The sequence below is a fragment of the Klebsiella sp. genome (assembly GCF_027492335.1).
GTDB lineage: Bacteria > Pseudomonadota > Gammaproteobacteria > Enterobacterales > Enterobacteriaceae > Klebsiella > Klebsiella huaxiensis.
In genome coordinates, this window is sequence record NZ_JAPUEW010000010.1 from 12,723 (window position 1) to 31,648 (window position 18,926).

Consider the following 18,926-nt stretch of genomic DNA (forward strand, 5'->3'; position numbering starts at 1 on the left):
GGCGCAGAGCGCCTTGCCCGGGCTACAGGTTCGCACGGTCTGAAGGTTGGGTAGCCCGGGTATGGCGTCAGCCGCAGCCCGGGGGATGTTGATGCTGATCTGCCTTTCCCGGGGGCGGCGCAGAGCGCCTTGCCCGGGCTACAGGTTCGCACGGTCTGAAGGTTGGGTAGCGAGTAGCCCGGACAGATGCGTAGCATCGCCTCCGGGAGCCGTTTACAGCTTCAACACCGCGCGCGAGTACGCGTCTATCGCCAGCGCCACATCGTCGGCGGTGACCGACTCGGCGGGGTGATGGCTGATGCCGCCTTTGCAGCGCACAAACAGCATCGCTGACGGCCAGCGCTCGGCGATAGCGATGGCATCATGCCCGGCGCCGCTCGGCAGGCTAACTGCCCCCCCCTGCACCTCCTGCACCGCCTCGTTTAATACCCGCTGCAATTCGCTATCGCAGGCGGTGGCGGCAATGCGGTAAAACTCTTCGGCGCTGAACTGCAGCTGGCGGCGGGCAGCAATTTCCTGCGCACTCGCTAGTAGCCTGTTCAACAGCGCATCGAGCGGCTGGTCGTTCGGCCCGCGAATATCGAGGGTCAGCGTCACTTCGCCGGGGATCACGTTAACCGCGCCGGGGGCGCAGCGCAGCGTCCCTACCGTAGCAACCAGATTTCCACCCTGCTCGCGGGTCAGAGTCTCTACCAGCACCATCCACTCAGCGGCGGCGGCCAGCGCATCTTTGCGATGGCTCATCGGCACCGTCCCGGCGTGCCCTGCCTCGCCGGTAAAGCAGCAGTTCAGGCGGCGTGCGCCGTTGATAGCCTCCACCACGCCCAGCGCCAGCCCTTCCTGCTCCAGACACGGCCCCTGCTCGATATGCAACTCCAGATAGGCGGCAATCTCCTCCTGGCTGCGGGCGGCAAGGTGAATACGCGCCGGATCCAGCCCGGCCAGCACCATCGCCTGCGCCACGCTAACGCCATCGGCATCGCTCTGCGCCAGCCAGCTCTCAGGCCAGGTACCGGTCAGCCCGCGGCTGCCGAGCAGCGTAATGCCAAACCGCGTCCCCTCTTCATCGCAAAAACCGACAATCTCGATAGCCTTTTTCAGCCGCCGCCCCTGTTGGTGCAAACTGTGCACCACCTCAATCGCCGTCAGTACGCCGAGCATGCCATCGTAGCGCCCGGCGTTGCGCACGGTATCAAGATGCGACCCCAGCAGGATAGCCGGTGCGCCTTCCTGTTCCCCTTCGTAGCGCCCGCAAATATTGCCGACGCTGTCCTGCCAGACGGTCATTCCGGCCTGGGTCATCCACAGCGCCGCCTGCTGGTTGGCCTGCAGATGCTGGGGCGACAAATAAACCCGGGTCAATCCCTCCGGCGTTTCGCTGATCGCGGCCAGCTCATCGGCGCGGGCCATAACCCGCGCTGCGGCCTGCTGCATCTCCGCCTGCTGGCGTGTTGTTTGACTCATTGCGCGCTCTCGCTGCGATAGTGATCCCACGCGGCCTGCATCGCGGCCCCCTGAGTGGTCGAGAATTTGAGATAGTTGAGCACCGACTCCAGCGCGCTGAGGGTGGTCATTACGCAATCCTTACGCGCATTGTAGCCCATGGTGCCGATACGCCACACTTTGCCGTGCAGCGGGCCGAACGAGGTACCGATTTCAATGCCGAAATCTTCCAGCATCAGCTTGCGCGCCTGGTCGCCGTTGATCCCCTGCGGGATCACCACCCCCAGCACGTTGTTCATCTTATGTTTCAGATCGCCGAAGGTCTCCAGCCCCATCGCCTGGATGCCTTTTACCAGTGCGTCACCGTGCAGCTTATGGCGGGCGATACCGTTATCCAGACCTTCCTGCAGGATCAGACGTGCGCATTCGCGAGCAGCAAACAGCGCCGAAGTGGCTTCGGTATGGTGATTCAGGCGCTCCGGCCCCCAGTAATCCATAATCATGCCGAGGTCGAAGTAGTTGGAGTAGATCATCTCTTCGTCGCCGTCGCGATGGGCATCGGTACGGATCCCCTCTTCCACGCATTTACGGCGGCGAATGGCCTCTTCCATGCGCGCGCTGAGCGTCACCGGCGACGTCCCGGACGGGCCGCCGAGGCATTTTTGCATCCCCGCCGACACCGCATCCAGCTGCCAGGCATCGGTTTCCAGCGGGTTGCCGCCCAGCGAGGCGGTGGCGTCGGTGTAAAACAGCACGTCGTAGCGGCGGCAGATTTTCCCCAGCTCCGCCAGCGGTTGCAGCATGGTGGTTGAGGTATCGCCCTGTACCGTCAGCAGCAGGCGCGGGCGCACGCGTTTGATGGCATCTTCAACCTGATCCGGGGTAAAAACTTCACCCCACGGTACTTCTATGGTGTGTACTTCCGCCCGGCAGCGGCGGGCGATTTCACACAGCAGATGACCAAAGCGGCCAAACACCGGCACCAGCACCTTGTCGCCGGGACGAATAGCCGAAATCAGAATCGCTTCAATCCCCGCCCGCGAGGTACCGTCCACCAGCATCGTCCAGCGGTTTTCGGTGCGAAATACGCCACGGTATAGCGCCATCACCTCATTCATATAGTGGGTCATCGCCGGGTCATACTGGCCGATAAGCTGGCTCGACATGGCGCGCAGCACGCGCGGGTCGGCGTTAATCGGGCCAGGCCCCATCAGCAGGCGTGACGGCGGGTTGATTTGCGAAAACTGAGTGATATCCATCTTTAAGTCCTTATTGATTGAGGCCGCGCACGGATGAAATAAACTGCTTCAGCTCGCTGGTCTGCGGATTGGCAAACAGCGTTTTGCTGTCGCCCTGCTCCCAGACCCGTCCCTGATGCATAAACACTACGCGGTCGCCCACTTCGCGGGCAAAATTCATTTCATGGGTCACGAGAATCAGCGTCATACCTTCCGCCGCCAGCTGCTCCAGCACTTTGAGCACTTCGCCAACCAGCTCTGGGTCCAGCGCCGAGGTTATCTCGTCACAGAGTAAAACTTTTGGCGACATCGCCAGCGCCCGGGCAATCGCCACGCGCTGCTGCTGGCCGCCGGAAAGACTGGACGGGTAGTAATCAAGCCGGTCGCCAAGCCCCACCTTTTCCAGCATCCGCTGGGCCAGTTCACGGCACTCGGCGGCGCTCTTTTTCAGTACCCGGCGCGGTGCCAGCATGACGTTTTCCAGCGCCGTCATATGCGGGAACAGGTTAAAGTTCTGGAACACCATACCGATAGAACGGCTGATTTCCCGCGCCTGGGAATCGCGGTCGGTGATGGTCATCCCGCCGAGCTTAATGCTGCCTTCCTGATAGCCTTCAAGACCATTAATACAACGCAGCAGCGTGCTTTTTCCGGACCCGCTGCGGCCGATAATCGAGATAACTTCGCCCATATCGATATCCAGATCGACGCCCTTGAGCACGTGGTTATCGCCGTAATACTTCTGCATCTGATTAATGGTGATGAGAGGCATTGAATTTGTTCTCCAGATAACGGCTGTAGCGGGACAGCGGGTAACACAGAATGAAATAGCCCAGCGCCACCAGCGCAAAGACTTTAAACGGCTGATACGTCACGTTGGTCAGCATCGTGCCCGCTTTCGTCAGCTCGACGAAGCCGATAATCGACGCCAGCGCCGTGCCCTTAATCACCTGGACGGCAAAACCCACCGTTGGGGCGATAGCGATCCGCAGCGCCTGCGGGGCCACCACCCGGCATAGAGTCTGACCAAAGCTCAACCCCAGGCAGCGCGACGCTTCCCACTGCCCTTTTGGTAGAGCGCGAATGCTGCCAAACCAGATATCGAGCAAAAAGGCGCTGGTATAAAACGTTAGCGCCAGCGACGCCGCGGTCCATGCCGAAACGTCAATGCCGAACAGCGCTACGCCGAAAAAAGCCAGAAACAGCTGCATCAGCAGCGGCGTTCCCTGAAACAGTTCGATATAGCCGCGGATCAGGCGTTTTACCTGGCGTCCACCGGTCATACGCAGCAGCAATAACGGCAGAGTGACCAGCGCACCGCCGATAAACGCCACCAGCGACAGCAGCACCGTCCAGCGCCCGGCGAGCAGCAGATTGCGGACTATGTCCCAATCAGTAAAGGTGGTCATCATGCCTGCACCCCCAGCCATTTACGCCCTGCCGCCATCAGCAGCTGGCGCATCGTTATCGACAGCACTAAATAAATGCCCGTCGTCACCAGATACACCTCAAAGCTGAGGAAGGTGCGCGACTGAATCAGGTTGGCGGCGAAGGTCAGCTCTTCATAAGAGACCTGCGACACTACCGATGAACCGAGCATCACGATAATGCACTGGCTAACCAGCGCCGGATAAATACGCTGTAGCGCGGGCGGCAAAATCACCTGAATGAAGGTCTGCGTTCGGGTCAATCCCAGCACGCGCCCTGCCTCCCACTGCCCTTTCGGCGTCACCTGAATTCCGGCGCGCACGATCTCGGTACTGTAGGCCCCGAGGTTCACCACCATCGCCAGCAGCGCGGCCTCGCCCGCCGTCATCTTTAGCCCCAGATTCGGTAAGCCGAAGACGATAAAAAATAGCTGAACCACAAACGGCGTGTTGCGAATCAGTTCGACATACCCGCCCCAAATTCGGCTGAACCACGAGGTGCGCCCGCTGCGGATAGCCGCGCCCAAAATGCCTATCGTCAGGCCGCCGATGGTCGCCAGCACTGTCAGCTGAATGGTCACCCACAGCCCCGCCAGCAGCTCCGGCCAGTGCGGCCAGAGCTCAGAAAAATGAAGTTGCTCCGTCATGCCCGGGCCTTACGCGCCAAGGTTGGCAGGCAACGGCGCTTTCAGCCACTTTTCAGACAAATCGTTCAGCGTGCCGTCTTTGACGCCTTGCTCAATCAGCGCATCCACTTTCGCTTTCAGCGCCGGTTCATTCTTTTTCAGCCCGATAAAGCACGGCGAATCTTTCAGCATAAAGCTCGGTACCGGCGCTTTATCCGCGTTCTGCCGCGAGATAGCCGCCACCACCAGGTTGCCGGTTGCCACATATTGCACCTGGCCGGAAAGATACGCCGACAGCGTGGTGTTGTTATCTTCGTAGCGCTTAATCTGCGCTTCTTTCGGCGCCACGCTGGTCAGCACCATGTCTTCCACCGCGCCGCGGGTCACGCCAACGCTTTTCCCGCTCAGCGCCGCCGGGTCTTTCAGCTCAGCGCCTTTCGGGCCAAACACGCCGAGGAAGAACGGCGCGTAGGCGCGGCTGAAATCAATCACCTTCTCGCGCTCGGCGTTTTTGCCGAGGCTGGAAATCACCAGATCCACCTTATCGGTTTGCAGATAAGGTACGCGGTTGGCGCTGGTGACCGGCACCAGCTGCAATTTGAGCTTCATCTCTTTGGCGAGGTAGCGCGCCATGTCGATGTCATAGCCCTGCGGCTGAAGGTCGGTGCCCACCGAGCCAAACGGCGGGAAATCCTGCGGCACCGCAATACGGATAACGCCGCGTTTTTCAATATCCTGGAGCTGGTCAGCCTTCGCCGCCGACAGGTTGGTTAACAGACAAGCGGCCCCGGCCAGTGCGATCAACAGTTTCTTCATGATGTTTACCCGTTACGTTAGCATGAAACAAAAGATTCTTTAAAGTCACTTTTGCAACTAATGTGCCAGATAAATCTCAGCGTTAAGCCATTAACCGAAATTCAGTTAACTACCGGGAATAAAAGAGAAAGAGATGAATTAAGAGGAAACGGAGGCGCGTCTCCTCGTTTTTTTAGCGCACCAAAACTATGCAAAGCACCACGCTGGCGCCCCATTATCGTTGTTCCAGTTCGTCCAGTTGTTGGTAAAGGGTCGCTATGTCGTGAATGCGCGGACGCCCTTTATCGAGGATTTCATGCAGGAAAGCGTTCGCCAGCAGATTGATCAGGCTGTTGACCGAGGCGTAGCTGTCGTAGGCCGATACGCTATCCAGCGGCGCGCAGAGCTGCCAGCGCGCGAGCGGAAACAGGCCATGAGCCTGCGGCTCGCACATCAGCAGAACCGGGATCCCGCTGCTCTGTAGCTGCTGCAACAGCGGGCGAATAATCCGCGGGCGTCGGCGGAACGCCATCACCACCACCAGATCTTCGGCGGTTAAATCCACCAGCTCTTCGCTTAAGCTTTGTCCTGGCTGCGGCAGCACCAGCACCTGCCCGCGCGCCTGTAATAGCTGCTGGCGCAGGTGCAGCGCCGCAGGATAAGCATTGCGCATACCGACAATAACAATACGCCGGGCGGCAACCAGCGCCTGAATCGCCTCGGCGAACTGCTGCACATCCAGCGCGTTGACCCACTGGGTCAGATTCGCCATCTCCTGTTTATAGTGGCGCGCCAGCAGCGTGTTACCCTGCACCGCATCGCGGTTGTCGGTCAGCGGCATGCCGCTCTGGCGCAGCGTGCGCAGCTCATCGCGCATATCTTTATATTTCTCATAGCCCAGACGCTTGAACAGACGGCTGACCGTGGCTTTCGATACGCCGCTAAGCTGTGCCAGCTCTGCGCTGTTGTAACTAATCAGGTCATCAAAATGATCGAAAATAAAATCCGCCACCCGCTGCTCCTGGGGCGATAAAGACGCGTACTGCTCTTTTAGTCGTTCATCAAGCTGTTGCATAAGACCTCTGTAACTTTCGTTTCACCGCATCATAACCGTATCCGCTTTCATAATGCATGCCAGTTCCGCAAAAAATGCGCGGTGTCGACAGCGGTTGAAACTTTACGTTCAGACATGGAACAGCTTTTGCAACCCTCAGCAAACGATTCTGTTAATTGAGGACACTCCATGCAAAGTCATGTTGCCGCCCACGGGATGGCGGTCGCCCCCCATCATCTGGCCAGCCAAAGCGCGCTGGCGGTTCTGCGCGAAGGGGGAAGCGCGATCGAAGCCATGGTCGCCGCCGCCGCGACGATTGCCGTGGTTTACCCGCATATGAACGGACTCGGTGGCGATGGTTTCTGGCTTATCGTCCCGCCCGAAGGCGACCCCATTGCCATTGACGCCAGCGGCGCGGCGGGTTCGCGGGCAACGCCGCAGGCCTATGCCGGACTGGCGCACATTCCCCATCGTGGCCCGCAGGCAGCGCTGACCGTGGCGGGTACCGTTAGCGGCTGGGATGAAGCGCTGAAGATTTCGCGCGATTTAACCGCAAGTGGGCTGCCGCTGACGCGCCTGCTGGAGGACGCCATCGGCTACGCGGCAAACGGCATCCCGGTCACCGCCTCGCAGGCCAGCGCAACCGCCGGTAAATTCAGCGAGCTGTGCGACCAGCCCGGCTTTGCCGAAACGTATCTGGTCGACGGCCTGCCGCCGAAAGCCGGCAGCCGCTTTTTACAACCAGCACTGGCGAACACCTTGCGTCGTTTAGCAGAGGAAGGATTAGACAGCTTCTATCGCGGGCCGCTGGCGGAGCATCTGGCCCGCGGCATGGAAAAGTACGGGCTGCCGGTGACCCTCAGCGACCTACAACAGCATCGCGCCCGCCGCCCGCAGCCATTGAGGCTCGATCATCAGCACGGCGAACTGTGGAACCTCGCACCGCCGACTCAAGGGCTGGTTTCGCTGGCCATTCTCGGCATCACCGACCGGCTGGCGATGGCCGAGGCCGATGAGGCGATGACCGTCCACCGCATTGTTGAGGCCACCAAGCTGGCCTTCGGCCTGCGCGACGCGCATATCACCGACCCGCGCCACCTGGATGTCGATATTCAAAGCCTGCTGGAGCCCACCGCGCTACAGCCGCTGGCGGATAAAATTAACGACCAGCAGGCCGCGCCATGGGGCACAGGCAAAGGTCCGGGCGATACGGTGTGGATGGGCGTGATCGATAAAAACGGCCTTGCGGTTTCCTTTATCCAGAGCCTCTACCACGAGTTCGGCAGCGGCGTGGTGCTGCCGGATAGCGGGATCGTCTGGCAGAACCGCGGAGCGTCGTTCAGCCTTGACCCGAGCCACCTGCTGGCGCTGGCCCCCGGTAAACAACCGTTTCATACCCTGAATCCCGCCGCCGCACGGCTAAACGATGGCCGGGTGATGGTTTATGGCTCGATGGGCGGCGACGGCCAGCCGCAAACCCAGGCCGCCATCTTCACCCGCTACGTGCTGCAAAATGCGCCACTGCAGGAGAGCATCACCCGGCCGCGCTGGCTGCTGGGACGCACCTGGGGACAAACCTCTGACTCACTCAAGCTGGAAGGCCGCTTCAGCGCTGAAAGCATCGCCCAACTGCGCGAGCTGGGGCACGACGTTGAAGTTCTGGCCGATTTTAGCGAAGCCATGGGCCACGCCGGGGCGATTGTTCGCCACCCCAATGGCCTGTTTGAGGGGGCCAGCGATCCGCGCAGCAACGGCTCCGCCGCCGGATATTAGGAGCCGATAATGAACACACCGCACAACGAATGGGACGCTTATCTCACACAAATGGAACAGCTGCTGGCGCTGGAGCTGGACGAAGAACGCCGCGCAGAGCTCAGAGTGCAGTTCAGCCGCATTGCCGCGATGGCCAGGCCGCTGCTGGCCTTCCCACTCGACGAACGAGTCGAAATTGCCGGAGTGTATAAAGCATGAAGCTCAATGAAATGACGATTCACGAAATACAGCGCGCGCTGACCAGCGGTGAACTCAGCGCCAAAGAAATTGCCCGCCACACGCTGGAGAACATCGCGCGCGTTAACCCGCAGATCAACGCCTGGACCCACGTCAGCGAAAAGCGAATGCTGGCAGAGGCGGAGGATATCGACACTCTGCGACGGGAAAAAAAGCCTCTGCCCGCGCTGGCTGGCGTTCCCTATGCGGTGAAAAATCTGTTCGATGTCGCCGGGCACACGACCCTTGCCGGAGCGCAGCTGCTGAGCGACCGTCCTGCGGCGACTGCCGATAGCTGGGCGGTACGCCAGCTGCATAGCGCGGGCGCGCTGCTATCCGGCATGCTGAATATGGATGCCTACGCCTACGGTTTTACCACCGAAAACAGCCACTACGGAGCGACGCATAACCCGCACGATCTTTCGCGGATCGCCGGAGGTTCTTCAGGCGGATCGGCGGCAGCTGTGGCCGCCGGGCTGGTGCATTTTTCGCTGGGGAGCGATACCAACGGCTCTATTCGCGTCCCGGCCTCGCTGTGCGGGATATTTGGCCTGAAGCCGACCTTTGGCCGCTTGTCGCGCTCCGGTAGCCATCCGTTCGTCGCCAGTCTTGACCACATCGGCCCGTTTGCCCGCAGCGTTTGCGACCTTTCAGCGGTTTATGACGCGCTACAGGGCCGCGATCCCGCCGATGGTTTTCAGGCCGACAAGGCCAGCGAGCGCACGGCTAACCTGCTGCCGCGGGGCCTGGAAGGGCTGCGCTGCGCTACCCTCGGCGGCTATTTTTCAACCTGGTGCGATAACGATGCGCGTACCGCTGTCGCCCGCGTAGCCCAGGCGCTTGGGGCGCATGAAGAGTTGATCTTCCCGGAGGCCGAGCTGGCCCGGTCGGCGGCGTTTATTATGAGTGCCTCCGAGGGGGGAAATCAGTACCTGCCCGCCCTGCGCCGCGAACCTGAGCGTTTTGAGCCACACTCCCGCGAGCGCCTGCTGGCAGGGGCGATGATTCCAGCGTCCTGGTATCTCCAGGCCCAGCGCTTCCGCCGCCACGCGCAGCAGACGTTTAAAGCCCTGTTCGCCCACGCCGATGTGCTGATCGCCCCAGCGACGCCTTGCAGCGCCACGCTCATCGGCGCGCAGACGATGGAGATCAACGGCCAGCCGCTGCCCATTCGCGCCAGTATGGGAATGCTGACCCAGCCTATCTCTTTCCTGGGGTTACCGGTGACCACGGTACCGCTGCGCACGGCGAGCGGGCAGCCGATTGGCATGCAATTAATTGCCGCGCCGTTTAACGAACAAGCCTGCCTGCGCGTGGCGCGGGCGCTGGAAGAGATGGGCATGACCGATGCCCGCCCTGCGGAGATAGCAGCATGATGACGCAAGAGCATATTAACCGCCCGCTCGTCCTCGCCGAGGTAACGGCGGCGTTTTACCGCTATGAGGAGGCGCTGGTGAGCAATGATATTGCGGTGCTGGATGAGCTGTTCTGGCACGATAAGCGCACGGTACGGCTGGGAGCCGGAGAAAATTTATACGGTATCGACGAAATCCGCGCCTTCCGCGCCGCCCGTCCTGCGGCCGGTTTGCAGCGCGAACTGCGGCACACCACCATCACCACTTTCGGTGAAGATTACGCGGTGTGCAGCACGGAATTCACCCGAGCAGGCAGCGAGCGCATAGGCCGCCAGCAGCAAACCTGGGTGCGTTTCCCCTTTGGCTGGCGCATCGTCGCCGCCCAGGTCAGCTTGATGAGTTAAGTCCTTGCGCATTTCCCGGTGGCGCTTCGCTGACCGGGCTACGGGTCAATCGCCGTCTGCGGGCCGGTAGCCCGGACAGATGCGCAGCATCGCCTCCGGGAATGTGCCTGGTCTGAAATACTCTGCGGTTTGCTTCCCCGGTGGCGCTTCGCTGACCGGGCTACGGGCCCACCACCGTCTGCGGGCCGGTAGCCCGGACAGATGCGCAGCATCGCCTCCGGGAATGTGCCTGGTCTGAAATACTCTGCGGTTTGCTTCCCCGGTGGCGCTTCGCTGACCGGGCTACGGGCCCACCACCGTCTGCGGGCCGGTAGCCCGGACAGATGCGCAGCATCGCCTCCGGGAATGTGCCTGGTCTGAAATACTCTGCGGTTTGCTTCCCCGGTGGCGCTTCGCTGACCGGGCTACGGGCCCACCACCGTCTGCGGGCCGGTAGCCCGGACAGATGCGCAGCATCGCCTCCGGGAAATCCTGCAACACTCTGCGGCCTTCCCCCGGGGGCGGCGCGATGCGCCTTGCCCGGGCTACGGGCCCACCACCGTCTGCGGGCCGGTAGCCCGGGTAAGCCGATTGCGGCGCGATCCGGGGAACAACGTTACCCACCAAACGGATGAAATTCACGCCAGTGATCGGCAATCTGCTGACGGGTACAGATCCAAACCTGGTCGTGCTGTTGAACATAATCAAGGAAACGCTGCAGGGCGCGGAAGCGGCCCGGACGCCCAAGCAGGCGGCAGTGCATGCCGATAGACATCATCTTCGGCGCGCTGGCTCCCTCTTCATACAGCACATCGAAGCTGTCTTTCAGATAGGTGTAAAACTGCTCGGCGGTATTGAACCCCTGAGCGGTGGCGAAGCGCATATCGTTGGCATCGAGGGTATAAGGCACGATCAGATGCGGCTTACGCGTACCGTCGCTGCACGCCACTTCGCTCCAGAACGGCAAATCGTCGCCGTAATAATCGCTGTCATAATCAAAACCGCCGTGTTCAACCACCAGCTGGCGGGTATTGGGGCTATCGCGCCCGGTGTACCACCCGGTGGGCGGTTTGCCAAACAGATCGGTTAATACCTGCACCGCTTTATTCAGATGCTCCCGCTCCTGTTCGATGGGCATATTCTGGTAATGGATCCAGCGCCAGCCGTGGCTGACCACGTCATAGTTCGCCGTTTTAATCGCCTCGACCACCTCGGGATGACGCGCCAGCGCCATGGCGACGCCGAACACGGTCAGCGGCAGTCCACGCTTGCTGAACTCATTATGGATGCGCCAGAAACCCGCGCGGCTGCCGTACTCATATAATGAGTCCATCGACATATGGCGGTCAGGATAGCTGGCGGCACCGATGATGTCGGACAGAAACTGTTCGGAACCGGCATCACCGTGCAGCACATGGTTTTCCGAACCCTCTTCGTAGTTCAAAACAAACTGCACGGCAACCCGCGCGTTGTTCGGCCACTGCGCGTGCGGCGGCTGCCCGCCGTAGCCGCGCAGGTCGCGCGGATAATCGTCTGCCCAAAATGCCATCTGCCACCTCTTCAATTTAAAATGGATTTAATGCCTGAAATTTGCCACTCAACGCCTTAGCTTCGGGAAAGGCCAGATCGCCGTGCTTGCTGGTCGACAGACCCAACGCCACCAGCGACTCAACCATTTTGACCGCCGCGCTGACGCCATCAATTACCGGCACGCGCAGTTCGCGAGTCAGCTCCTGAGCGATCGTCGCCATCCCGCCGCAGCCCAGCACGATAGCCCCGCAGCCATCCTCCTTTAGCGCCTGAATACAGCGCGCGCGCACTTTCTCCTGCGCCAGACCGCTGCCGTCCTCCAGCGCCAACACCGGTAAATCAATCGCGTGTAGCGCAGCGCAGTGGTCGTGAAAACCATACTGATGCAGGAGATGACGAGCGATAATTAAGGTGCGCGGTAGCGTGGTCACGATGGAGAAACGGGTGGCGACCAGCGTCGCCATATGCATCGCCGCTTCCGCAATCCCCACCACCGGCCCTTGCGCCAGCTCGCGCGCTGCCAGCAGACCCGGGTCACCAAAGCAGGCAATCACGTGACCATCCACCCCCTGCTGGCGACCGGCTTTAATCTGCTCGAGCACGCCGACGGCGGCAATGGCTTCATCAAAATGGCCCTCTATTGACGGTACGCCCTCGCTCGGGCAGACCGCCAGAATTTCAGTTCCCGGCGCGGCAACCGCCCGCGCGGCGGCACCGATGGTTTCCGTCATCCCGGGGCTGGTATTAGGATTTATCACTTGTATACAAATAGCGGCCATTACGGCTCCTTATAATCGGCAAACAGCCGGGCAAAATCAGGTAAGGTCACGCCAGAACGCTCAAAACAGAGGCTGGCGACGATATGTTCAAAATGGTGCGTTAGCGCATCGCCCAGAGGCTGCAGCGCTTTGTCACGCAATAGCTGAATAAGCTGTTCATGATCGTCACAGCGGCAGCCCTGACGCCACGGCGATCCCCACGCAGCAATAACTAATGAAGAGCGCTGGCTCAGGCGGGTCACCATCTCGGTGAGCACTTGATTGCCGGAAATCGCCTGTAGCTGTATATGAAACTCGGCGGAGTAGCGGATCGCCGCCGGGCCGTTATAGCTTTCGTGCGCCAGCTGCTCCTGACGGGTGACGGTTTCCAGCGCCGCCAGATGCGGCGGCTGGCAGCGCGCCAGCACATCCGGCAAATTCGCCACCTCCAGCAACGCGCGGGTGCGAAAGATCTCCTGCGCTTCTTCGACCGTCGGGCTGGCGACCTGTGCACCACGTTTGGGCGTCAAAGTGACCATTTGCACAGTGGCGAGTCGCTGCAGCACTTTTCTGATCCCCGTGCGGCTCACGCCAAACACCTCTGCCAGGGCCTCTTCCGGCAGTTTGCTTCCCGGCGGCAGCTGATGCTCGACGATAGCGGTCATCAGCGCCTGATAGATTGATTCGTCTTTGTCGTGCAGCTCTGGCGCGGCCTGCAGGCGATCTTGGTTGTTCATTAACCACTCCAATTTTTACTTTCTGATGCCAAATCGTATACATAAAAATTAATTATTGCATACAAAATTAACTGTTTTGGCCTGAATCCTGCAACACCTCCTGCAATCCATTTAAACGGGTTTTCATTTACAGGAGCAGGTTTCATGCCAAATACACAAAATACGCACCAGGTTAAGGCCGCTGATCCCCACGCTGGATACAGCCCACGACTTTGCAATGAGGATCTGGCGCCGACGCGCGACCAGAACTGGAGCTGGTACAACATCTTTTCTTTCTGGATGTCGGATGTGCACAGCATGGGGGGTTATGTGGTTGCCGCGAGCTTCTTTACTCTTGGCCTTGCAAGCTGGCAGGTGCTGCTATGCCTGCTGGTGGGGATTTGTATCGTTCAGCTATGCGCGAATCTGGTGGCGAAGCCCAGCCAGATGGCGGGTGTCCCCTACGCAGTGATCTGTCGTCAGGCATTTGGCGTCTTCGGGGCCAATATTCCGGCGGTGATCCGCGGGCTTATCGCCTTCGCGTGGTACGGCATTCAGACTTATCTGGCGGCCAACGCGCTGATGCTGGTGCTGCTGAAGTTCTGGCCGTCGCTGTCAACGCTCACCGAGGCCAGCTTCCTTGGCTTGTCGCATCTGGGCTGGCTGTGCTTCGCCACCATGTGGCTGCTACAGGCAATGGTGTTCTGGCACGGGATGAGCGCCATTAAGCGCTTTATCGATATTGCCGGTCCGGCGGTCTACGTAGTGATGCTGGCGTTAGCGGGATGGATTGTATACAAAACTGGTTTTGACGGGATCTCCTTTACCCTCGCCAGCAAATCGCTGAGCGCCGGGGAGCAAACCTGGCAGATGATCACCGCCACCGCGCTGGTGGTCTCCTACTTCTCCGGTCCGCTGCTCAACTTTGGCGATTTCTCGCGCTACGGTAAAAGCATGGGCGAGATCCGCCGCGGCAACCGCTGGGGCCTGCCGTTCAACTTCCTGCTGTTCTCTATCGTGACCGTAGTGATTGTTTCCGGCACCCAGTCGCTGTTTGGCCGCATGATCACCGACCCGATTGAAACCGTCAGCCGCGTGGGCAACGACCTGGCGGTCGCCATTGGCCTGCTGACCATGATCACCGCCACCATCGGGATTAATATCGTGGCTAACTTTGTCTCTCCGGCGTTCGATTTCTCGAACTGCTCGCCGCAGAAAATCAGCTTCCGTACCGGAGGGATGATTGCCGCCGTCGGGTCAATCCTGTTGACGCCGTGGAACCTGTTTAACTCACCGGAGCTTATCCATTATACCCTCGACGTCCTGGGGGCGTTTATCGGCCCGCTGTTCGGCATCCTGATCGTCGATTTCTACATCATTAAGCGCGGGCAGGTTTCGATCAACGACCTGTTCGATGACACGCCTAAAGGCCAGTACTGGTACCGCAACGGCTTTAACCCGAAAGCTATCGCCGCGTTGGTACCTTCCGTTGCTATTGGTCTGATCATCAGTTTTATTCCGGCCCTGCACGAAGTGGCTAACTTTAGCTGGTTTATCGGCGTATTCCTGAGCGGCGCGGCCTATCGCTGGATTGCCCGCGACGAACGCATCGGCACCGCTGCCGGTTTTAGCGCCCTCGCCCAGAAAGAGTGATTCTCCTTCCCCCGCCGCGGCATCCTGTCGCGGCGGTTCTCCTCCTGCGCAAACTGGCATCAATCTTGCTCAATTAACCTATCCTTTCGCTAATCCACAAGGCAGCCAAAGATGATGGACTACCATGCCGCAGTTCGCGGCGCATTTTTCGATATCGCCGCTGTTGCCGATAGCGCTGACGATATCGCCCGCCACGCGCGCTATCTGGAGGATGGTATTTTGTTTCTCCGGGACGGATGCATTCAGGCGCTGCTGTCCTGGCAGGAGGGCGAACAATATTTGCATCCGCTGAAGGGCTATCGCGACCTGCGCGGTAAGCTGCTACTCCCCGGCTTTGTCGATGCCCACGTACATTATCCGCAGACCGAAATGATTGGCGCATTCGGCGAGCAGCTACTGGAGTGGCTCACTACCTACACGTTTCCGGTGGAGAGCCAGTTTGCCGACGCCGACTACGCCGCGGAGATCGCGCAATTTTTCGTTAACCAGTTGCTGAGCCACGGCACCACCACCGCGCTGGTATTTTGCACCTTGCATCCGGAATCGGTCGATGCGCTGTTTAGCGAAGCGCTACGGCTGAATATGCGCCTGCTCGCCGGGAAAGTGATGATGGACCGCCACGCCCCGGATTATCTGAGCGAAAGCGCAGAGCAAAGCTACCGACAAACTCGCGAGCTGATCCAGCGCTGGCACCAGCGCGGCCGCCTCGGCTACGCCATTACGCCACGCTTCGCGCCAACCTCGACGCCGGAGCTGCTGGCGGCGGTACAGCAGCTCCGGGAGGAGTTTCCCGATACCTGGCTACAAACGCATCTGAGCGAAAATCTCAATGAAGTCGCATGGGTAAAAAGCTTGTGGCCGGAACATGAGCACTATCTTGATGTTTACCATCACTATCAGTTGACCGGTGAGCGCAGCGTATTCGCCCACGGTATCCATCTGGCGGATGCAGAGTGGCAGTGCCTGCACGATACCGGTTCGGCGCTGGCCTTTTGCCCGACCTCAAACCTGTTTCTCGGCAGCGGGCTGTTTCGTTTACCGACCTGCTGGCAGAAAAAGGTGCGGATGGGTATCGGTAGCGATGTTGGCGCAGGCACGACGTTCAATATGCTGCGCACTCTCGGTGAGGCGTATAAAGTGAGCCAGTTGCAAAGCTATCGCCTGCGCGCCAGCGAAGCGTTCTATCATGCCACTCTCGGCGGCGCGCGCGCCCTGCGTCTCGATGAGAAGATTGGTAATTTCCAGCCTGGAAAAGAAGCCGATTTTGTGGTTATCGATCCGGCGGTCACGCCTCTTCAGCGCTTACGCAACGGGCGTTGCAAAGATATCTATGAGCAGCTGTTCGTCCTGATGACCCTGGGCGATGAGCGTAATATCAGCGAGACGTGGGTGAACGGTGAGCGCGTATGGGGTGATGCGGCTGCGGTATAGTTCTTTTCCCGGAGGCGGCACGTTGTGCCTGTCCGGGCTACCAGACCACAGACAGTGCCGAACGCGCAGCGCCGCCTCCGGGGGAATTTAGCTGCCGCGATAGGTCGACCAGCCACCGGGAGCAATTAAAAACGGTAGATGAAAATGGTCGTCCGTCGCCTTGCGGATGGCAAAATCAATCTGCGCCTTCAGATACAGCGTCTCGCGCCCGCTGGCGGCAAACCATTCGCCAATCTCGGCAACCAGCCGGTAACTCCCCACCGCCAGCGGCCCGGCCCCCAGCTCGCCAATGCGGCCATGACTATCGGTCACGCCGCTGGCAATCCGCGCCCCTTCTCGCTCCAGCACAACCTTAACGCCCTGCGCCGGGCGGCCGGTTGAGACGTCCAGAATATGGGTACTTAACGTGCTCATTCGCCAATAACTCCTTCCAGTCTTAATAAGGTGATTTCGCGCAGCTGCGCTAACGCGTCCTGTACTTCTTCGCTATCGCTGTTACGCAAACGACGCGACAGCATCTCTAAGATCTCATCCCCGCTGCGCCCTTTGGCGCGAATCAAAAAGACCCGACCAAAACGCGCTTCGTAGCGGGCATTACCCTCTTTCAGCGCCTGGGCCAGCCGGGCATCGCGATCGTTAACGTTCCCTTGTTCCTGACGTGAGAGCGCCGCATGCGCCTCTTGCCCTGCGGGCTTCTCGCCGATACGCGGATGGGCGCTCAGCGCCTCGTTCAATTCCGCCTCTCCCCACTCCTGCATCAGCTGCTGCGCGGTGCTGAGCAGCACGGCAAAATTCGCAAATGGTCGTGCCTGTATCAGCGACGCTGACCAGATTGGAAGCGCTACGCAGGGCTGAAGTACAGCGCGAGCATCGTCTTGACTGAGCTGATTAAAGCGTTCCAGAGAAATCATCGTGGCTCCTTTAGCCTCACTCACAACCTGAACCTTGCATAAACCACGCCAAACTCCCCCACATGAAACAATAGATTCCCCATAACTCAATTAGCAATTTTTGATTCATAAAAAGGCACTCACGGTGGCAAAACGCACTACTTTGGCGCATTTACGCCGCCCTTTGCCGTAAATATCGCCGTTCAACAGGGTGGTACGCAAATTGCTCAGCCAATAATGACCCAGGCAAAGGAGAAGAAAATGAAAGCATTAGTTATCGGCGGCGGAATTGGCGGCCTGAGCGCAGCGGTGGCGCTGAAAAATGCAGGTGTAGGCTGCGAAGTGTTTGAAGCAGTTAAAGAAATTAAGCCGGTGGGCGCGGCTATCTCTATCTGGCCCAACGGCGTGAAGTGTATGCAGCATTTGGGCATGGGCGAGATTATCGAGAACTACGGCGGCCCGATGCATTTTCTGGCTTACAAGGATTACCTGCAGGGAGAGAACCTTACCCAGTTCAGCCTTGCTCCGCTGGTGGAGCGCACCGGAGGTCGTCCCTGCCCGGTGTCCCGCGCCGAGCTGCAGCGAGAAATGCTCGACTTCTGGGGGCGCGATGCCGTGCAGTTTGGTAAACGGGTCACCCGCTGCGAAGAACACGCCGACGGCGTTCGCGTCTGGTTTACCGACGGGTCAACGGCTGAGGGGGATTTTTTAATTGCCGCCGACGGTAGCCATTCAGCGCTGCGCCCTTACGTCCTCGGCTTTAGCCCGGAGCGGCGCTACGCGGGCTACGTTAACTGGAATGGTCTGGTAGAAATCGATGAGGCGATTGCGCCGGGTAATCAGTGGACGACCTTTGTTGGCGAGGGCAAGCGCGTGTCGCTGATGCCGGTCTCTGATGGACGGTTTTACTTTTTCTTTGATGTGCCGCTTCCGACAGGGCTTGCTGAGGATCGCAACACGTTGCGGGCGGATCTCAGCCGTTATTTCAGCGGTTGGGCGCCGCAGGTGCAGAAGCTGATTGCCGCTCTTGATCCGCAGACCACCAACCGGATTGAAATCCATGATATTGAGCCGTTTGATAAGCTGATCCGCGGTAAGGTCGCCCTGCTTGGCGACGCCGGGCACAGCACCACCCCGGATATCGGCCAGGGCGGCTGCGCGGCGATGGAAGATGCGGTGGTGCTGGGAGATCTGTTCCGCCAGAGCCACGATATTGCCGGGGTATTGCAGCAGTATGAAGCACTGCGCCGCGACCGGGTTCGCGACCTGGTGCTGAAAGCGCGTAAACGTTGTGATGTGACCCATGGCAAAGATATGGCGCAGACGCAAGCCTGGTACCAGGAGCTGAAAATCGAGACCGGTGAGCGGATTATCAACGGTCTGTGCGAAACCATTCAGGGTGGCCCGTTAGGGTAAAGGCTGTGGTTCCGAGCCCTTCCCGGGTTGCAGACGGCAATAAACCCGTAGCCCCGGTAAGCACAGCGCCATCGGGGAAACAGGTTGCAGGAAATTTCGGATTAGGCACATTCCCGGAGGCGGCGCGTTGCGCCTGTCCGGGCTACCAGTCCGTAGTCGGCGGTGAACCCGTAGCCCGGGAAGCCGCAGCGCCACCGGGGAAGCAAAGCGTAGAGGATTTCA

The 18,926-nt window shown here is 59.8% G+C and carries 18 protein-coding genes and 1 pseudogene; 7 read left to right on the plus strand and 12 right to left on the minus strand.

What is annotated here, in order from left to right:
• Positions 1-213: 213 nt before the first annotated feature.
• From hpxK to hpxU, 7 genes are all read right to left on the minus strand, one after another.
• Positions 214-1,464 carry an allantoate amidohydrolase gene (gene hpxK / locus QVF11_RS03795; RefSeq protein WP_287855252.1) on the minus strand — a complete coding sequence of 417 codons (1,251 nt, stop codon included), beginning with the start codon at positions 1,462-1,464 and terminating at the stop codon, positions 214-216.
• A complete protein-coding gene (locus tag QVF11_RS03800) occupies positions 1,461-2,702 on the minus strand; it encodes a pyridoxal-phosphate-dependent aminotransferase family protein (protein WP_287855253.1) in 1,242 nt (413 codons plus the stop codon). Before QVF11_RS03800 ends, hpxK begins: the two co-directional genes overlap by 4 nt.
• A gap of 10 nt (positions 2,703-2,712) precedes the next feature.
• On the minus strand, positions 2,713-3,453 hold the full coding sequence (locus QVF11_RS03805) for an amino acid ABC transporter ATP-binding protein (RefSeq protein WP_004131222.1): 741 nt from the start codon (positions 3,451-3,453) through the stop codon (positions 2,713-2,715).
• Positions 3,434-4,090: an amino acid ABC transporter permease gene (locus tag QVF11_RS03810; protein ID WP_167492880.1), complete on the minus strand. Its 657-nt coding sequence runs from the start codon at positions 4,088-4,090 to the stop codon at positions 3,434-3,436. Before QVF11_RS03810 ends, QVF11_RS03805 begins: the two co-directional genes overlap by 20 nt.
• Positions 4,090-4,755, minus strand: a complete 666-nt coding sequence (locus tag QVF11_RS03815) for an amino acid ABC transporter permease (protein ID WP_112215231.1) — start codon at positions 4,753-4,755, stop codon at positions 4,090-4,092. Before QVF11_RS03815 ends, QVF11_RS03810 begins: the two co-directional genes overlap by 1 nt.
• A 9-nt stretch (positions 4,756-4,764) precedes the next feature.
• A complete protein-coding gene (locus QVF11_RS03820; RefSeq protein ID WP_139541124.1) occupies positions 4,765-5,550 on the minus strand; it encodes a transporter substrate-binding domain-containing protein in 786 nt (261 codons plus the stop codon).
• 214 nt (positions 5,551-5,764) lie between these two features.
• Positions 5,765-6,604 (minus strand): MurR/RpiR family transcriptional regulator HpxU, encoded by an 840-nt coding sequence (hpxU, locus tag QVF11_RS03825; protein ID WP_142512372.1) that lies wholly within the window; start codon positions 6,602-6,604, stop codon positions 5,765-5,767.
• 168 nt (positions 6,605-6,772) lie between these two features.
• Between hpxU and hpxW the strand changes: the two genes are divergently transcribed.
• Genes hpxW through hpxZ form a run of 4 tightly spaced genes read left to right on the plus strand, consistent with a single transcriptional unit; the run spans position 6,773 to position 10,331 of the window.
• Positions 6,773-8,356 (plus strand): oxamate amidohydrolase, encoded by a 1,584-nt coding sequence (hpxW, locus tag QVF11_RS03830; protein WP_287855254.1) that lies wholly within the window; start codon positions 6,773-6,775, stop codon positions 8,354-8,356.
• 9 nt (positions 8,357-8,365) lie between these two features.
• Positions 8,366-8,554: an oxalurate catabolism protein HpxX gene (gene hpxX, locus QVF11_RS03835; RefSeq protein ID WP_287855255.1), complete on the plus strand. Its 189-nt coding sequence runs from the start codon at positions 8,366-8,368 to the stop codon at positions 8,552-8,554.
• On the plus strand, positions 8,551-9,948 hold the full coding sequence (locus QVF11_RS03840; RefSeq protein ID WP_287855256.1) for an AtzE family amidohydrolase: 1,398 nt from the start codon (positions 8,551-8,553) through the stop codon (positions 9,946-9,948). Before hpxX ends, QVF11_RS03840 begins: the two co-directional genes overlap by 4 nt.
• Positions 9,945-10,331 (plus strand): oxalurate catabolism protein HpxZ, encoded by a 387-nt coding sequence (gene hpxZ, locus QVF11_RS03845; RefSeq protein WP_167492792.1) that lies wholly within the window; start codon positions 9,945-9,947, stop codon positions 10,329-10,331. The genes QVF11_RS03840 and hpxZ overlap by 4 nt, the downstream gene beginning before the upstream one ends.
• A 595-nt stretch (positions 10,332-10,926) precedes the next feature.
• Here hpxZ and puuE read toward each other — a convergent pair.
• The 3 genes and pseudogenes from puuE to QVF11_RS03860 all read right to left on the minus strand — a co-directional run bounded on the left by puuE (position 10,927) and on the right by QVF11_RS03860 (position 13,335).
• Positions 10,927-11,826 (minus strand): allantoinase PuuE, encoded by a 900-nt coding sequence (puuE, locus tag QVF11_RS03850; RefSeq protein WP_287855323.1) that lies wholly within the window; start codon positions 11,824-11,826, stop codon positions 10,927-10,929.
• A pseudogene (gene hpxA / locus QVF11_RS03855) lies at positions 11,711-12,619 on the minus strand (allantoin racemase). The gene puuE and the pseudogene hpxA overlap by 116 nt, the downstream one beginning before the upstream one ends.
• Positions 12,619-13,335 (minus strand): GntR family transcriptional regulator, encoded by a 717-nt coding sequence (locus tag QVF11_RS03860; RefSeq protein ID WP_287855257.1) that lies wholly within the window; start codon positions 13,333-13,335, stop codon positions 12,619-12,621. The pseudogene hpxA and the gene QVF11_RS03860 overlap by 1 nt, the downstream one beginning before the upstream one ends.
• A gap of 144 nt (positions 13,336-13,479) precedes the next feature.
• Between QVF11_RS03860 and QVF11_RS03865 the strand changes: the two genes are divergently transcribed.
• Positions 13,480-14,967: an NCS1 family nucleobase:cation symporter-1 gene (locus tag QVF11_RS03865; protein WP_142512365.1), complete on the plus strand. Its 1,488-nt coding sequence runs from the start codon at positions 13,480-13,482 to the stop codon at positions 14,965-14,967.
• A 111-nt stretch (positions 14,968-15,078) separates the two neighbouring features.
• Positions 15,079-16,398, plus strand: coding sequence for a guanine deaminase (gene guaD / locus QVF11_RS03870; protein WP_287855258.1), 1,320 nt, complete (start codon positions 15,079-15,081; stop codon positions 16,396-16,398).
• Between the two features lie 87 nt (positions 16,399-16,485).
• Here guaD and uraH read toward each other — a convergent pair whose 3' ends face one another.
• Positions 16,486-16,812, minus strand: coding sequence for a hydroxyisourate hydrolase (gene uraH / locus QVF11_RS03875; RefSeq protein ID WP_142512363.1), 327 nt, complete (start codon positions 16,810-16,812; stop codon positions 16,486-16,488).
• Complete coding sequence (uraD, locus tag QVF11_RS03880; protein WP_287855259.1) at positions 16,809-17,309, minus strand: 2-oxo-4-hydroxy-4-carboxy-5-ureidoimidazoline decarboxylase; 501 nt, start codon at positions 17,307-17,309, stop codon at positions 16,809-16,811. The genes uraH and uraD overlap by 4 nt, the downstream gene beginning before the upstream one ends.
• 240 nt (positions 17,310-17,549) lie before the next feature.
• Here uraD and hpxO point away from each other — a divergent pair, with 240 nt between their 5' ends.
• Positions 17,550-18,704 (plus strand): FAD-dependent urate hydroxylase HpxO, encoded by a 1,155-nt coding sequence (hpxO, locus tag QVF11_RS03885; protein WP_287855260.1) that lies wholly within the window; start codon positions 17,550-17,552, stop codon positions 18,702-18,704.
• The last annotated feature ends 222 nt before the right edge of the window (positions 18,705-18,926 follow it).

Excerpts from the sequence above, each read along its gene's own strand:
- hpxU (WP_142512372.1), bottom strand. The coding sequence starts at position 6,604 with ATGCAACAGCTTGATGAACGACTAAAAGAGCAGTACGCGTCTTTATCG.
- QVF11_RS03800 (WP_287855253.1), bottom strand. The coding sequence starts at position 2,702 with ATGGATATCACTCAGTTTTCGCAAATCAACCCGCCGTCACGCCTGCTG.
- guaD (WP_287855258.1), top strand. The coding sequence starts at position 15,079 with ATGATGGACTACCATGCCGCAGTTCGCGGCGCATTTTTCGATATCGCC.
- hpxZ (WP_167492792.1), top strand. The coding sequence starts at position 9,945 with ATGATGACGCAAGAGCATATTAACCGCCCGCTCGTCCTCGCCGAGGTA.
- uraH (WP_142512363.1), bottom strand. The coding sequence starts at position 16,812 with ATGAGCACGTTAAGTACCCATATTCTGGACGTCTCAACCGGCCGCCCG.
- hpxK (WP_287855252.1), bottom strand. The coding sequence starts at position 1,464 with ATGAGTCAAACAACACGCCAGCAGGCGGAGATGCAGCAGGCCGCAGCG.
- QVF11_RS03860 (WP_287855257.1), bottom strand. The coding sequence starts at position 13,335 with ATGAACAACCAAGATCGCCTGCAGGCCGCGCCAGAGCTGCACGACAAA.
- hpxO (WP_287855260.1), top strand. The coding sequence starts at position 17,550 with ATGAAAGCATTAGTTATCGGCGGCGGAATTGGCGGCCTGAGCGCAGCG.
- QVF11_RS03805 (WP_004131222.1), bottom strand. The coding sequence starts at position 3,453 with ATGCCTCTCATCACCATTAATCAGATGCAGAAGTATTACGGCGATAAC.
- QVF11_RS03810 (WP_167492880.1), bottom strand. The coding sequence starts at position 4,090 with ATGACCACCTTTACTGATTGGGACATAGTCCGCAATCTGCTGCTCGCC.
- hpxX (WP_287855255.1), top strand. The coding sequence starts at position 8,366 with ATGAACACACCGCACAACGAATGGGACGCTTATCTCACACAAATGGAA.
- QVF11_RS03820 (WP_139541124.1), bottom strand. The coding sequence starts at position 5,550 with ATGAAGAAACTGTTGATCGCACTGGCCGGGGCCGCTTGTCTGTTAACC.
- QVF11_RS03840 (WP_287855256.1), top strand. The coding sequence starts at position 8,551 with ATGAAGCTCAATGAAATGACGATTCACGAAATACAGCGCGCGCTGACC.
- hpxW (WP_287855254.1), top strand. The coding sequence starts at position 6,773 with ATGCAAAGTCATGTTGCCGCCCACGGGATGGCGGTCGCCCCCCATCAT.
- uraD (WP_287855259.1), bottom strand. The coding sequence starts at position 17,309 with ATGATTTCTCTGGAACGCTTTAATCAGCTCAGTCAAGACGATGCTCGC.
- QVF11_RS03865 (WP_142512365.1), top strand. The coding sequence starts at position 13,480 with ATGCCAAATACACAAAATACGCACCAGGTTAAGGCCGCTGATCCCCAC.
- QVF11_RS03815 (WP_112215231.1), bottom strand. The coding sequence starts at position 4,755 with ATGACGGAGCAACTTCATTTTTCTGAGCTCTGGCCGCACTGGCCGGAG.